Origin of the sequence: Paenibacillus sp. P36, assembly GCF_045866505.1 — a bacterium.
GTDB classification, from domain to species: Bacteria; Bacillota; Bacilli; order Paenibacillales; family NBRC-103111; genus Paenibacillus_E; species Paenibacillus_E chondroitinus.
This window is the reverse complement of record NZ_AP038372.1, coordinates 4,715,186-4,729,271: the sequence shown is the minus strand read 5'-3', so window position 1 is coordinate 4,729,271 and position 14,086 is coordinate 4,715,186. Positions and strand designations below refer to the sequence as shown.

The following is a 14,086-nucleotide window of genomic DNA, read 5'->3' as shown; positions in this document are numbered from 1 at the left end:
GGAACATGGTTAAGCATCATTTGTTTTGGCCGGTAAGCATGTTAGCTGTGCTGCTGGTGTTCAATTTCATTTATTCGCCCAGTTTCTTCTCCATTCAAATGAAGGATGGGCATTTATATGGCAGTTTAATTGATATTTTGAATTTCGGATCTCCGCTCATTCTCGTGGCGATTGGAATGACCTTGGTCATTGCGACGAAAGGCATTGATCTTTCCGTTGGCTCGGTGGTGGCCATTTCCGGCGCGCTATCTTGTCTAACGATTAGCAAAAGCAGTGATCAGAACGCCGTAGGCGTACTTCTGCTATCGATTGCGATTTCACTTGTGTTGTCGCTGTTACTCGGTTTGTGGAACGGCTTCCTGGTTGCCAATGCGGGCATTCAACCAATCATTGCGACTTTGATTCTCATGGTCGCTGGACGAGGGATTGCCCAGCTAATCACGGGAGGGCAAATTATTACCATCACGAGCTCGACATACAAATATATCGGCGCAGGTTCGCTAGCCACTCTGCCGTTCTCCATCTTTCTGGTCGCAATCGTGTTTGCTGCAGCAGCTTTGCTGACGCGTAAAACTGCACTTGGCCTGTTCATTGAATCGGTCGGCTGCAAACCGACAGCTAGCCGATTAGCGGGCATTCGCTCTCGTACAGTTATGCTCGCTGTCTATATGTTCTGCGGCGTATGTGCGGGAATTGCCGGCTTGATCTTGAGCTCGAACGTATCCAGCGCTGACGGCAACAATGCCGGCTTGTGGTACGAGCTGGACGCGATTCTTGCCGTCGTCATCGGCGGTACCTCGCTGAATGGGGGAAGATTTTACTTAACCGGCACGCTGATCGGCGCACTCATTATTCAAACACTGACTACTACGATATACATGATCGGAGTTCCGCCTGAAATTACGCTGGTCGTAAAAGCTTTTGTCGTGCTGGCGGTCTGCTTGATTCAATCCGAGGCCTTCCGCCAATCCATCGTTGCCCGCTGGAAGAGCCGCCATTATCCGGCCGAACGGGAGGTCAAGCGCCATGTTGCTTAATCGTAAATATATTCCGATCTATGTGACGATCTGTTTATTCGCTTTAATGTTTATCGCAGGTTCTTTCCGTTACGCAGGCTTTTTCTCCTTGCAGGTACTGCTAAATCTGCTCATCGATAACGCCTTCTTGTTGATAACGGCTGTGGGGATGACCTTCGTCATTGTCTCTGGCGGAATCGATCTATCGGTCGGTTCGGTGATTGCCTTAACAACCATGATTTCAGCTTCGCTGGTGCAGGCAGGCTGGTCGCCCTTCCTTGTTATCCCGCTCGTTCTCATCTTAGGCGCGCTATTCGGGTGGGGAATGGGAGCTATCATCTACTATTTCAAAATCCAACCTTTCATCGTCACGTTGGCCGGCATGTTCCTAGCGCGAGGGTTATGTTATGTAATCAGCATTAATACGATTACCATCGATAATCCGATATACACGAGCATAGCCCAGACTAAAATTCCGCTGCCTGGCGGCAACTTCATTTCGATTAGCGTCATCATTGCTTTGGTTGTTGTTGCAGTAGGCATGTATATGGCCCATTATACGCGCTTCGGACGCAATGCGTATGCCATTGGAGGGAGTGAGCAGTCGACGATTCTGATGGGATTGCCTGTTGCTAGAACGAAAATGGGTGTGTATGCGTTCAGTGGTTTCTGTTCAGCGCTAGCGGGTGTTGTATTCACGTTCTATATGCTTTCTGGCTATGGCTTGCACGCCATGGGAATGGAGCTGGATACCATCGCTGCTGTTGTGATCGGCGGTACGCTTCTGACGGGCGGAGTTGGTTATATGGCTGGCACTTTCTTTGGGGTTCTGATCCAAGGCGTGATTCAAACCATCGTAAGTTTCGAGGGAACACTTAGCTCGTGGTGGACGAAAATTGCGATCGGCATGCTCCTTTGTTTATTCATTTTACTTCAGAAGGCATTAAGTGAACGGAACTGGTTTACCAGAAAAAGCATGTAATCGGTTTAACCCGAAGGCTTTGAAGGGCAATAAACAATTGTCTAGCAAAGTCTTTTTGCCTGCATATTGTACCTTTATTGAAAGCGTTTTATAATACAAACTAAGGAATTGGAAGGAAATTTTTGTTAAAAGGGGACGCCGATGCTGGGAAGATCATTCCGCTCATTAATGAAAAGTAAATTGTTGATTATCCTGTTTTTGGGCATGATTTCAATTCTATATATGTTTGATTCTGTGCATAATTCCTCCACTGGATTACCATCTAGCGAGGAGAAAGCCGCCGCTAAAAACGTGGTAAATCACAATGATCAAGATCAAGGTCTCGTTCGTCCGATCGTATTGGGATTCTCGCAGTTGGGGTCGGAAAGTGCATGGCGGAATGCGAACACGATATCCATTCGAGAGGCGGCGGAGGAAGCAGGCATCGAGCTGCATTTTGAGGATGCGGATCAATCACAATCCAAGCAATTTGAAGCGATTCGGAATTTTATCAAACAAAAAGTAGATGTGATCGCGATCGCACCGGTGATCGAGTCAGGCTGGGAACCGATCTTGAAAGAGATCAAACAAGCTGGCATCCCGTTGATTATTCTGGACCGATTAGTGAATGTCAGTGATCCATCCTTATATGTTACATATATCGGCTCAGATTTTTACGAAGAGGGCCGCAAAGCCGGGAAATACGTGATTGATAAAATGAACAACCGAAAAGATACCGTCGGCATCGTTGAGCTTGTGGGAACGGAAGGGTCGACCCCCTCCATTGCCAGAGGGAAAGGATTTCGCGATGTCATCAAGGAACATGAGAACTTTAAGATTTTAAAAAGTGAATCGGCCGATTTTACGTTTGCGCAGGGGAAGCAAGTCATGAAGTCCATTCTTAATACGATGAGTCATGAAATAAATGTTCTGTATTCACATAATGACGATATGGCTTTAGGTGCCATTGAGGCGATCGAGGAGTTTGGACTTCGTCCCGGAAAGGATATTATCATTATTTCTGTAGACGGCACGAACAAAGCATTTGAGAAAATGGCTGAGGGCAAAATTAACAGTGTCGTGGAATGCAACCCTTTGCTAGGTCCTAACTTGATGCAAGCTGTCAACGAACTTATGCAAGGACGGAGCTTGCCGAAAAGAATTGTAACCCCCGAGAGCGTGTTTACGGAGACGATGGCTTTGGAAGAGGTTGGCAAAAGGAAATACTGACCTCATACATATATTGACTAATGGGTATGTAGTTGTATAATACATATATTAACAATGATTGCATGATACAATCATATCCAAAATAACCATTCGTAAACAGTGAAAAGGGGAGACGAAGTGACGAGCAGCTCATCCGGCAAATCGGCGTTCTGGTTCATTATTTTAGCTATCTTTTTCGGGAACTTTATGTCTATTCTCAGCTCGACCACAATCAACGTGGCATTCCCGATATTTATGAAAGACTTTGGCGCTGAGCTGGGCAAGGTTCAGTGGATGATTACCGGTTTTTTACTCGCAACGGGGGTTGTCGCTCCGATTGTGGGGTATTTCGGTGACCGATTCAGCTATAAACGGTTGTATATTTTCGCCTTGTCGGGGTTTACGCTGTTTTCCGCACTTTGCACGGTAGCCTGGAGCATTGATACACTCATCCTTTTTCGAATCCTGCAAGGTGTATTCAGCGGTTTAATTATTCCAACGACGCTAACGATGATTTATCAATTTATCGAAAAAGACAGACAACCGTTCGCGATGAGCTTATGGAGCTTATCCTCCATGCTGGCGCCGGCATTCGGACCGACCTTGGGAGGCTTGCTAACGGAATATTTCGGCTGGCAGTCGTTATTTCTGCTGAATTTGCCTCTCGGAATTGCAGCTGTCGTTGTGGCGTTTAAATGCCTGCCTTATCAGAGTATCAACACGTCGAAGACGTTTGATTTTCCTGGATTTATTACCGTGCTGCTCAGCAGCTCCTTTATTATTCTCTCGTTTACCGAAGGGAACGGCTGGGGATGGACCAATTGGAAAACGCTCATCTGTTTGCTTATCGGGATAGCAACGCTAATTTATTTTATCCGCAGGGAGCTGGGATTGGCTAATCCACTGCTTAATCTTAGCGTGTTTCGAACGAGCCGTTTTACGTACAGTTTGATCATTAACTGTATCATTACGGCTTCGCTATACTCGGGTACTCTATTGATTCCCGTATTTGTGCAGGACGTCCAGCATTCGACCCCGCTGGTTACTGCTCTCGTACTGCTGCCCGGTTCGCTCGTCATGGCGCTTTGTTCCCCTGTAGTTGGCAAGCTCTACAGCCGAACAGGGCCTTTTCCGCTCATCATGGGCGGTGTATTGCTGCTTATCGCTTCCAATTGGGAGTTGAGCCATATCAGTTTGCAAGCTTCGCACGTGTATGTCGCAGGCTGGATGACCCTTCGTTATGTCGGGATTTCGCTGGCCTTCATGCCGGTTATGAATGCGGGGATGTCGTCCATTTCAAAAGAGAGGTCGGGGCATGCCTCGTCTGTGACGAACTGGGTCAGGCAAGCAACAGGGGCGCTTTCAATTGGCGTGTTCAGCTCCTTGCTTGCTGCGAGGTCGCTCGTTCACCAGAAAGAGCTGAGTGGAGCTTCGTCGGTAAGCACCTCGTTCATCCGTGATCAGAGCATGACACTGGCGGTTCAGGACGTGTTCCTGATTGCCGTATTTATTTGTATCGTGGCAATTCCGCTTACTTTCGTTCTGAAAGAGAAGCGTAATAAGCCGCAGCAGGCGGTTCTTCAGGAGTAATCGATTTTACCTTGGTAATGATACTTTAATAAAAAGGACGCATGGGAAACCATTGCGTTCTTTTTCTATTTGAAAATCAAAGATAAAGCAAGTTTTTTCCAATATGTGTTAAAATGATGTTGCATGTAAAGTAGCAAGTGAAACTTTTGAAGGGATGGAGAATGATGATTGAATGCCCTTGGTGTAATCAGCTCGTTCATTTGAGAGATAATGTTTGCCCGAATTGTATGCAAGAAGTTCTTCCTGAGCATTTAGAAGACGAACCGCGTTCTATAGAAGAGAGTAAGAGCGTTGATCTTGAAGAGCTTAGTGTTGAGGATGCGATTGCGAATAAATATAAATGTGTCAAGTGTGGAACGCAGGAATGTTCTGTCAAAGAAATTGCGATGAACGGCACGGGTCTTAGCAAGATTTTGGATATCGAATATAATCACTTTTTATTTGTTTCTTGCTTGAACTGCGGCTTTGTAGAAGTTTATAACCCGGATGTATTAAAAGGACATAAGTCAGGTAAGTTAGGAACCATTATGGATATTTTATTCGGAGGTTAGTTTATGTTACTGAAATGTGAGCGAGGCGTCAGTGTCAAGAGGTTTTAATCCGTCTCATTTTGAGTTACGATAATTGTTGGGATATTTTTCACTAGAAGAAGTAAAGCTGCATCAGCAAATGGAGGGAAGTACACTGGAAAACTTTGCATGCTTATACATCGTACGCGGCGAACCTTATCGACCGGGCACCTGCGTGAATCTAAGTGAGGACGAAACACTGGTCGGCCGGGTATCTAATCAGTTAACTCCGGATTTAGCCTTTACGAACGCTTTTATTTCCCGTGAGCATTTCGTCATCCGTAAGGAGCAGGACAAGGCTGTGCTATATGATTTAGGGAGTCGCCACGGAACGGAGATCAACGGCGTACTGCTAACGCCACACACGCCATACACGCTGAAAAATTTCGATATTATAAAGCTCTCTAAGGGGATGACCGTCATCCACTTTTCTTATATGTTTGCCGATCAAACCTTAGAATTCGAACCGCTCAGCATCTCCAGTCATCTGGAAGTTCCTGAACTGCCGCTTACGATTCATTGGGAAAGAAGAGAATGTGTCGTGGAGGGCAAGCGAATCCTTATGTCCGAGAAAGAATATTTACTGATTCGCGTACTGCATGATCATGCCAACCGGCTCGTTCCGCTCGAGGAAATTAAATCCAAGGTATGGCCGGAAAGGTCAACGGGTGCAGAAGGCTTCTCTGATGTGACACTGGACGAACTGAATGCCCTGATCTATCGGGTGCGAAAAAAATACGGGAAAGCTACCTTCTTGATTAGCGCAGTACGCGGTAGCGGCTACATGCTCGAAACGGAACTGAAATCGTCATAAGGAAAGAAGGGACACTTCTTGAAATATATACAGGCTGAGTATTCTGGCCCACTTAACGGAAGCGTACATATCCCAGGAGCGAAGAACAGCTCCCTTGCTTTACTTGCTGCTGCTTGTCTGGCAGACAACATCGTCACATTAGAGGGCATTCCATTCATCGATGATGTCCGAATCATTGCGGAAATTGGCCGTGATATCGGATTGAAGCTCCAGCAGGATGGCGGACAAGTTATTATTGACCCGCGTTGGATTCACAGTTCTGTGATTGATCCAGGCAAAGCTTCGAGCTATCGGGCGTCTTATTATTTTGCAGGATCTCTATTATCCAAATTCGGCAAAGTCACGATCGGGTTGCCTGGTGGGGATGATTTCGTTTCACGGCCCATTGACCAACACATTAAGGTCTTCAAAGCGCTTGGGGCGCAAGTCCATCTTTTCAAAGATTATTACGTCGTCGAAGCTGCCGAACTGAAGGGGGCCGACATTTTTTTCGATACCATTACTTCCGGTGCTACGATTAATGCCATGTTAGCCGCTGTACGGGCCAAGGGACGGACAAATTTGCATAACGCAGCTATGGACCCTGAAGTTTGCGATACGGCAAATTTCCTGAATCGATTAGGTGCGCGCATCTATGGTGCGGGAACGGAACATATCCGAATAGAGGGTGTCTCCTATTTGGATGGGGGAACACACACGGTTATTCCAGACAGGCTGATTGCCGGGGCTTTTCTGATGGCAGCCGGACTCCAGGGGGGACAGGTTACGGTCATGGACGTCATTCCGGAGCATCTGGGCTCGTGTTTAGCCAAATTGCAGGAAATAGGGATACACGTGGAATGCGGCGATAATCATATTACGGCATATGGAACGAATTCGCTGAAAGCGACACGTATTCGCACGGGGATGTACCCGAGTTTCGCTACGGATTTACAGCAACCTATGACCGCGCTTCTACTGCAAGCCAAGGGTAAGAGCATAGTGACAGACCGTATCTATCCTAAACGGCTAGCTCATGTTGCTCAGCTACGACGGCTCGGCGCCGAGATCGAGTTGCGGCAGGAAAGTGCCTTTATTACAGGTGGACGTCCCCTGCAAGGCGGATGGGTGCATGCCACTGATGTGCGTGCAGGCACTTGTTTGCTGATGGCGGGGCTAGCGGCAGAGGGTTATACGTATATAACCGGCGTTGAGCATATCGAGCGCGGCTATGAAGATGTTATTGGCAGCTTCAGATCCATAGGGGCCAAACTTTCGATGCACGAGCTGAGCGTGCAAGAGCACCTTGACCAGATTCGTGAATCTCAATGAAATAGATACAAACAGCAATTCACAAACATCGCCATCGAAACTGGCGGTGTTTTTTTATTTGAACTAATGGTTTGTATTATGTTGCAAATACAACAAAATTAATGTACTATTTTTACACCGCCTGTGAAAAATACATGATTAGTGGAGCTGTGAATATGAAAGAAATTTTACGTGAAGTTGGAATGATTGCTCGGGCGTTAGATTCTATTAGTAATATTGAGTTTAAAAAATATGATCTTACAAAAGGCCAATATTTGTATCTTGTCCGAATCTATGAAAATCCGGGAATTATTCAAGAAAAGTTAGCTGAAATGATAAAAGTTGACCGAACGACTGCTGCCCGTGCGATTCAAAAGCTGGAGATGAATGGATTTATTGAAAAGACGGATGATCAAAATAACCAAAAAATCAAAAAGCTTTTTCCTACAGAGAAAGGGAGAACGGTTTATCCATATATAAAAAGCGAGAACGATTATTCCAATAACGTCGCACTTGCCGGATTTTCCGATGGTGAAATAGAATCGATTTTTAACCTCCTGCAAAGAGTCAGAAAAAATGTTGAAAAAGACTGGGAGTTTGTAAAAAAAGGAAACAAGCGAATTTATTGATATGGAAAATTGGAGGATTACTATCATGACTATACATATAAAGCAGTGTACTCTCGAGGAACTAGGATTACTGCAAGAGATTAGCATTGAAACATTTACTGAGACTTTCAAGCATCAGAATTCACCTGAAAATATGAGAGCGTACCTCGAGAAAGCATTTCATTTGAACCAATTAGAAAAAGAATTGTCAAATATCTCTTCGGAGTTTTATATCATTTATTCAAATGAGGAAATGGCAGGCTATTTAAAGATTAACATCCATGATGCACAGACGGAATTAATGGGAAATGATGCTCTGGAAGTGGAAAGGATTTATATACGCAAAAATTTTCACAAACAAGGGCTTGGCAAATATTTATTAAATAAAGCCATTGAAATTGCGAAGCAACGGAATAAAAAGAAGATCTGGTTAGGGGTCTGGGAACACAATGAGAATGCAATAGCTTTTTATCAAAAAATGGATTTTGTAAAAACAGGAGCCCACTCCTTTTATATGGGTGATGATGAACAAATCGATTTGATCATGACCAAGGTACTTAGCTAAGATTGGAAAAATAAGCAACCTTTTCCGATTTCCATAGTCTAATGTCTTAGAATGATGGAGAAGATGGAGGCAAAGATCATGAGAAATCGCAAGGTTGCTGTGATGTTATTGGCTTGCTGCTTCGTAATTTGGGATGGCGGGTCGCTGGCGAAGGCCAGTTCTGTTGGCGATCGGGTTGGTGAGGTGGTATCCACCGATATCGCCGCTTATGTCAATGGGAAGCAGATACAATCCATGAATATCGCAGGTGAAACGGCAATAGCCGTAGAGGATTTGCGCGAGAGCGGCTTTGATGTTTCGTGGTCGCCGCGCGCGAGGACGCTGCGGATTGATCCTAAGGCGGTAGGGGAGAAGGCTGCAGCGGAAACGACGCCGAGGAGAGAATCCGCCACGATTCCAATCGGAACGCACCTGAAGGATGTGCTGTACACAGATATCCAAGCCTATTATGGCGATACGCCGCTTCGTTCTTTCAATATTGATGGGCGGACTGCCATCGTCCTGAACGATCTCGATGCCTTCGGTACCGTAACGTGGAACGAGGTGGAGCGCACAATCCGGTTCCAATCGAAGCCAATTGCGGAGGAGGGGACGCTGGAAGCCTGGCGGGAAGCGGGAGTAAATCTTGAACTCCATTCTGTGAAGGATGTCGACTTTTCCCTGGATTTCAGGGAAGAGGGACAGTTTTATGAGGATGAGCAGGTAGGGTTCGGAGAAAATGGCTTACCGTATATGAAGCTGAATTTTTTTGCTGATAAATTGGGGTTCGCGACGCATAAAGACCGGAAGAGCATTGAGCTAAGCGACGGACTCTATTCTTTTTCCATTCAACCGGGGAACAAACAGGCGATCACGTATTGGGGCGGGGAGACTGTGCGTACGTCTGAGTTGATTTTCCCTCCGCGTATGAAGGATGGAGACATTTATTTGTATAGCATAGATTTGGAACGTTTGTTCGGATATATCGGTGAATGGAATCAAGATACCCGGAATCTTGTGATTCGTTATACGAGCTACGATGTGAAGGATTACGGCCTCCCGACACAAGAGCCCAGCGACCAGTTGGCCGTCAAGGCAGTTGTGACGGATCCGCCGCGGGACTTCCCGTTAAACGGAGGGATGGCTCTGAAGCTGGATAACGACAATATCTTCGGCAATCTCAATACGGCATTGCTGAAGACAGTTACTGCTGGTGAAAGAGTCTCCTGGATGGAGGCACCGATTCGACTACATCTAGGAGATAATCGGATTACTACAGAGTTAGCTCAAGGTGATCGCATCTTATATTCGGCTTCCTACCCGGTAAAAACCAGCTATGAAACCATTCCCCTGAAGGTGGGTATCCCCGGTTTCAAGCTGGATCAGACCGAAGTGGGGTATATCAAAACGGATGCCTCGACGAATACGTTTACTGGAAAGGCAGACTCGAGCTTTGCGTTTGGAATTTCCAAGTTTGAAGAGGGTCAAGGCTTTGTTACCAGAGCATCATCACCGGTACAGGTGGAAGTGAAGGACGGCAAGTTCCAGATCCCGCTTACTTTAAGCAATGGCAACGGTTTGTATCAAGTGCAGTTATACCGTCCGGTAGCCACACCGCGGGGGCCGGGTTACAGCAACGAAGGGTATTTCTATGTCATGTTGTTGCAGCCTTAATGCATTAGCAAGTTTGAATAAGTTTGAATATGTTCAACATATCTTTTAGCTTCTTGAGAGAGGTAGCTATCGTTATCTTGAGCAGTGGCTTGATAGGTTACAAAAGCCGGGAGATAAGTTCCATTACATTTTGTAATCGTTCGTTGGATTGGTTTTAAAAACTCGCTGATTGTGAACCAATTGTCCCCACCTGCTCGATAACAGTTCTCCGTACCCCCTGTTGTTGTTGCGACAATAAATTCTTTACCCAGCAAATTATCACCGTCCGGTCCATAAGCCCAGCCATACGTGAATACATCATCGAACCATTTTTTTAAAAGGGGCGGACAACTGTACCAGTACAATGGAAATTGTAAAACAATTCGATCATAGGCTAAAAGTAATTGATGCTCCTTCTCAACGTCAAACTTCCAATTTGGATACTCCTGATATAAGTTTCGAACATGTATGTTCGGATGTTTACGAAGTTCAAGCATCAATGCTCGATTGGCACGGGATGTCTCTAAATTCGGGTGGGCTACGATCACCATAGTTTTCATTTCTTAATCCTCCTGGATCCAACAAGTTAGTTTTACTACACCTCCATTATTGAGTCGAATGAAATATTTGAAAAGTACGCTCTTTTTTCATACTAAGTCTGGAAAACCGTACAATTAGGATCTAGAGGACTAGGGAATAGTACGTTTAACCATACTAAGTACGAAAAAATATAGTACTTACGAAATTCAGGATACTTTGGTAAAGTCGGAGTAATAGCTTAGGATTTTGCGGTCAAAGGAGTTAAAATCATGGATGTAGATCAATCTTATCGAACACAGGGCATAGTGACCACTTTACAAATGATAGGTGGGAAATGGAAGCCTTTGATCCTGTTTATTTTGATGAAAGGAGGGACCAAACGGTTCGGTGAATTGAGACGTTTGCTCCCCGAAGTCACGCAAGGGATGCTTACGAACCAGCTCCGTGAATTGGAGAAAGATAAGCTCATCGTTCGGGAAGTGTTTCAGACGATTCCTCCAAAAGTCGAATATTCTCTTTCTGACCATGGAAGAACATTAAGCGCTATTCTGACCGATATGTGCGGGTGGGGGTTTCACCACATCGATTTTATAAACAAAACGAATGACGTCCAAGATACGAAAACGCACTGAATAATTCAAAACGAAAAGCCGCTTGCGGAAGCTAATTTCCCGTAAGCGGCTTTTTGCGCATTTCATTTAAGAAAATACCCTGCTCATCAAAACATCCAGCGCATGTTCGATCTCTTTCAATTCTTCTTTGGATATGTTTCCGATTTTCTGTACGAACTGAGCTTCAACTCGCTGAAAAATGTCGCCCATCATCGCACTTCCTTCTTGCGAGAGCCGGATCGATTGTTTGCGACGGTCTTCGGCATCGGTAACCTTCTCGCACAATTGTTTTTCACTTAGTTTTCTAAGCTCACGGCTCGTGTTAGGCATGGACATATGCATGCAGTCACTGATTTCACTGAGTGTAACGGGCTGGCTGACGGAAATGTATTCTAGAATCTTATATTGAACGGGAGTTAGCGACTCTGATCTCACATCTTTGGTCATCTCATGCGTTACTTGGTGGACTGCGGCCGTGAAGGACACGAATTTCTGAAATAGGACATTGTTCTCCACATGATCACCTCGTATAAAAAATAATAACAAAATAATTATCAATAAACAATTATCATTTGACAACAAAAAACGGAGTGTGCTACGATTTACTTATCAAAAGACAAGTAAAGGAGTGTTGTAATGAAAACGCTGATTATTTACACGCATCCCAATCATCGCAGTTTAAGTTATGCCTTTTTACAGAAAGTCGTCCAAGGAAGCAGTGAAAATCCGAAAATTAGTGAAGTGAGGGTCCTGGATCTATACGAGGTGGGATTTAATCCGGTCCTGGTCTTTAATGAACAGAAGCGTAGGAGGGATATGCACGCCGACCCTGATCTTGCTATCTACAGGGAGCAACTCAGCTGGGCGGACAAAATTGTGTTTGTCTATCCGATCTGGTGGGGGCGGCCTCCAGCCATGCTTATGGGCTATATCGACCAGATGTTTGCTTCCGGTTTTGCCTATAAGGATAAGGGAGGCATGTTGCCGGAAGGGCTTCTGAAAGGGAAGTCGGTGGTGTGTATTTCAAGTATGAAGGGACCGGTCTTATATCCATTATATTGGCTTAATAATGCGCACAAAGTTTTAATGAAAAAAGCACTTTTTAACTATGTAGGGATTAAAAAAGTAAAGTTTTTTGAATTTGGCAGCATGGAGAGTCCACGAGGCAAACAGCAGATGAAATTAGAGAAGGTTTATGATTATTTCAAAACCGTAGACCGTTAACCGTAGTGGCTGCCGCTGTTTCAATATTTGCGTTTTTTAATTAATTGCCGCAAAGAATCAAAGGCCAAACTTATTCCGATAAGGATTCCTGAGAGAGCGACTAAGAGAGCAAAATACTGAAAGACCGAATAATCTTGCATTTTTCTCCAATTCAAAGGTCCTTTTAAATCTTCAATGACCTGATTCATTCCGTATATGCCACTAATCACCGTATAGATTGTCAAAATGCGCAGCAAATAACTGGCACGTTTATTCGTATAATTGGATTGATATTCAAACAGATCGGTTAGCGTCCGTTTAACTTCAACAAACAGCTCATCGTTCCCATAGAACTTGCGCAGCTGAAGGAAGATTTCTTTTCCTTGGGATTGGGAAACAACTTCAATAAAATAATATTTGGCGGAAAAATCAGTAATGGAACGAATCAGTTCTTCAATTTTTCCCTGGTTCTGCTCCAAACGGACTTGTGAGTATTGGTTGGAAATTTTGAGAAGTACGATTTTGTGAAACAAATTAAGCAGCAGTCCATAATAATACTCACCGTACATTTTATTGGCTATTTTGACCGCGACAGCATGAGATTGTTTTGTGATACAAGAAAAAGCATTGTCATCCGTGATAAAGTAAGTATCCGGACCCCACCTGTCATAAGAGTGCAGCTCGCTATAGGATTTTATATAGTTCAAATTTGTTGCACCAATGAAAGGCTTGCCCTCTTTATCCAATCCGTCAATTCGTGCAGCTCGATAAATGTCCACTAAAGAAATTTCTGAGCCTTCATCCAGCGAGTAAAAACATGCCACATACATGCATTCATCCAGAAAAAAAGGCAGCTTCTCAAAGATGACTTCGTCCACTCGTCCTTGGTCTAAAAATGCCGAAGTATTTGGCCCTAGAATATGAAAAATAAACGATTCACTTTGTTTAAAAGTTTTCTCGTTATATTGAATGTAAGATTCGTCATCCTGTTTGTTCATATTTTGAAGTACTCTGAATCGCTTTGCGAATTCCAGTGCCAGCGAATAATTGATCTCCTCGCATTTCAGTTCTGTGCGAATCGTAATGAATCCGAGATCAAAGGGGCAAAGTATAACGTCAATAGAATGAATGGTAAAAGCTAAATTGTAATACGGCGAGTGAAGAGAACTCACAATATCCAGCTGTTTGGAATAACGTCTAAACCCCTGTTCATTATCCTCCTCATGAGGAAATAGGAAGCTGCTTGTGAAAGGCAGATAATAATGCTCCATTTCCCTGTGAGACACACGGTTTTCGGGTCCATAATACTTATCTTCTTGCATTGTCTCGTCAATAAAAAAAGGAATAAATTCATCTTTGAGCAATTGTTCCTTAAAACGATTTTGAGAATTTAGTTTGATGGAAAAAGGGAAGATAAATTGATGCAAAGCCACTTGCATGCTTTTATCAGTTATCGCTACACGGTTCTCCACTTCTAA

General features: G+C 44.4%; 15 protein-coding genes. 12 read left to right on the top strand and 3 right to left on the bottom strand.

Annotation, left to right across the window (positions count from 1 at the left end):
• The first annotated feature begins 5 nt into the window (after positions 1 to 5).
• The 10 genes from ACKTT9_RS21275 to ACKTT9_RS21230 all read left to right on the top strand — a co-directional run bounded on the left by ACKTT9_RS21275 (position 6) and on the right by ACKTT9_RS21230 (position 10,275).
• Positions 6 to 1,037: an ABC transporter permease gene (locus tag ACKTT9_RS21275; protein WP_407867507.1), complete on the top strand. Its 1,032-nt coding sequence runs from the start codon at positions 6 to 8 to the stop codon at positions 1,035 to 1,037.
• A complete protein-coding gene (gene yjfF / locus ACKTT9_RS21270; RefSeq protein WP_407867506.1) occupies positions 1,027 to 1,998 on the top strand; it encodes a galactofuranose ABC transporter, permease protein YjfF in 972 nt (323 codons plus the stop codon). The genes ACKTT9_RS21275 and yjfF overlap by 11 nt, the downstream gene beginning before the upstream one ends.
• Positions 1,999 to 2,139: 141 nt before the next feature.
• Positions 2,140 to 3,207: an ABC transporter substrate-binding protein gene (locus ACKTT9_RS21265; protein ID WP_407867505.1), complete on the top strand. Its 1,068-nt coding sequence runs from the start codon at positions 2,140 to 2,142 to the stop codon at positions 3,205 to 3,207.
• 117 nt (positions 3,208 to 3,324) lie between these two features.
• Positions 3,325 to 4,776, top strand: coding sequence for an MDR family MFS transporter (locus tag ACKTT9_RS21260; RefSeq protein WP_407867504.1), 1,452 nt, complete (start codon positions 3,325 to 3,327; stop codon positions 4,774 to 4,776).
• 161 nt (positions 4,777 to 4,937) lie between these two features.
• Entirely contained in the window at positions 4,938 to 5,327 is a 390-nt protein-coding gene (locus ACKTT9_RS21255) for a zinc ribbon domain-containing protein (protein WP_407867503.1), read from the top strand.
• 73 nt (positions 5,328 to 5,400) lie between these two features.
• Complete coding sequence (locus tag ACKTT9_RS21250) at positions 5,401 to 6,159, top strand: FHA domain-containing protein (protein WP_407867502.1); 759 nt, start codon at positions 5,401 to 5,403, stop codon at positions 6,157 to 6,159.
• An 18-nt stretch (positions 6,160 to 6,177) separates the two neighbouring features.
• Entirely contained in the window at positions 6,178 to 7,470 is a 1,293-nt protein-coding gene (gene murA / locus ACKTT9_RS21245; protein WP_407867501.1) for a UDP-N-acetylglucosamine 1-carboxyvinyltransferase, read from the top strand.
• Positions 7,471 to 7,625: 155 nt separating this feature from the next.
• Positions 7,626 to 8,078 (top strand): MarR family winged helix-turn-helix transcriptional regulator, encoded by a 453-nt coding sequence (locus tag ACKTT9_RS21240; RefSeq protein WP_407867500.1) that lies wholly within the window; start codon positions 7,626 to 7,628, stop codon positions 8,076 to 8,078.
• 25 nt (positions 8,079 to 8,103) lie between these two features.
• On the top strand, positions 8,104 to 8,622 hold the full coding sequence (locus ACKTT9_RS21235; protein ID WP_407867499.1) for a GNAT family N-acetyltransferase: 519 nt from the start codon (positions 8,104 to 8,106) through the stop codon (positions 8,620 to 8,622).
• A gap of 78 nt (positions 8,623 to 8,700) precedes the next feature.
• Entirely contained in the window at positions 8,701 to 10,275 is a 1,575-nt protein-coding gene (locus ACKTT9_RS21230; protein WP_407867498.1) for a hypothetical protein, read from the top strand.
• Here ACKTT9_RS21230 and ACKTT9_RS21225 read toward each other — a convergent pair.
• Positions 10,272 to 10,814 carry an NAD(P)H-dependent oxidoreductase gene (locus ACKTT9_RS21225; RefSeq protein ID WP_407867497.1) on the bottom strand — a complete coding sequence of 181 codons (543 nt, stop codon included), beginning with the start codon at positions 10,812 to 10,814 and terminating at the stop codon, positions 10,272 to 10,274. The two genes, ACKTT9_RS21230 and ACKTT9_RS21225, sit on opposite strands and share 4 nt — an antisense overlap.
• 249 nt (positions 10,815 to 11,063) lie before the next feature.
• Here ACKTT9_RS21225 and ACKTT9_RS21220 point away from each other — a divergent pair, with 249 nt between their 5' ends.
• Positions 11,064 to 11,426 carry a winged helix-turn-helix transcriptional regulator gene (locus tag ACKTT9_RS21220; protein WP_407867496.1) on the top strand — a complete coding sequence of 121 codons (363 nt, stop codon included), beginning with the start codon at positions 11,064 to 11,066 and terminating at the stop codon, positions 11,424 to 11,426.
• Positions 11,427 to 11,492: 66 nt separating this feature from the next.
• Here ACKTT9_RS21220 and ACKTT9_RS21215 read toward each other — a convergent pair whose 3' ends face one another.
• Positions 11,493 to 11,921 carry a MarR family winged helix-turn-helix transcriptional regulator gene (locus ACKTT9_RS21215; protein ID WP_407867495.1) on the bottom strand — a complete coding sequence of 143 codons (429 nt, stop codon included), beginning with the start codon at positions 11,919 to 11,921 and terminating at the stop codon, positions 11,493 to 11,495.
• 120 nt (positions 11,922 to 12,041) lie between these two features.
• Between ACKTT9_RS21215 and ACKTT9_RS21210 the strand changes: the two genes are divergently transcribed.
• Positions 12,042 to 12,629 carry an NAD(P)H-dependent oxidoreductase gene (locus ACKTT9_RS21210; protein WP_407867494.1) on the top strand — a complete coding sequence of 196 codons (588 nt, stop codon included), beginning with the start codon at positions 12,042 to 12,044 and terminating at the stop codon, positions 12,627 to 12,629.
• A gap of 20 nt (positions 12,630 to 12,649) precedes the next feature.
• On the opposite strand, the gene ACKTT9_RS21205 is transcribed toward ACKTT9_RS21210, so the two are convergent.
• Positions 12,650 to 14,080 carry a hypothetical protein gene (locus tag ACKTT9_RS21205; RefSeq protein ID WP_407867493.1) on the bottom strand — a complete coding sequence of 477 codons (1,431 nt, stop codon included), beginning with the start codon at positions 14,078 to 14,080 and terminating at the stop codon, positions 12,650 to 12,652.
• Positions 14,081 to 14,086 lie beyond the last annotated feature (6 nt).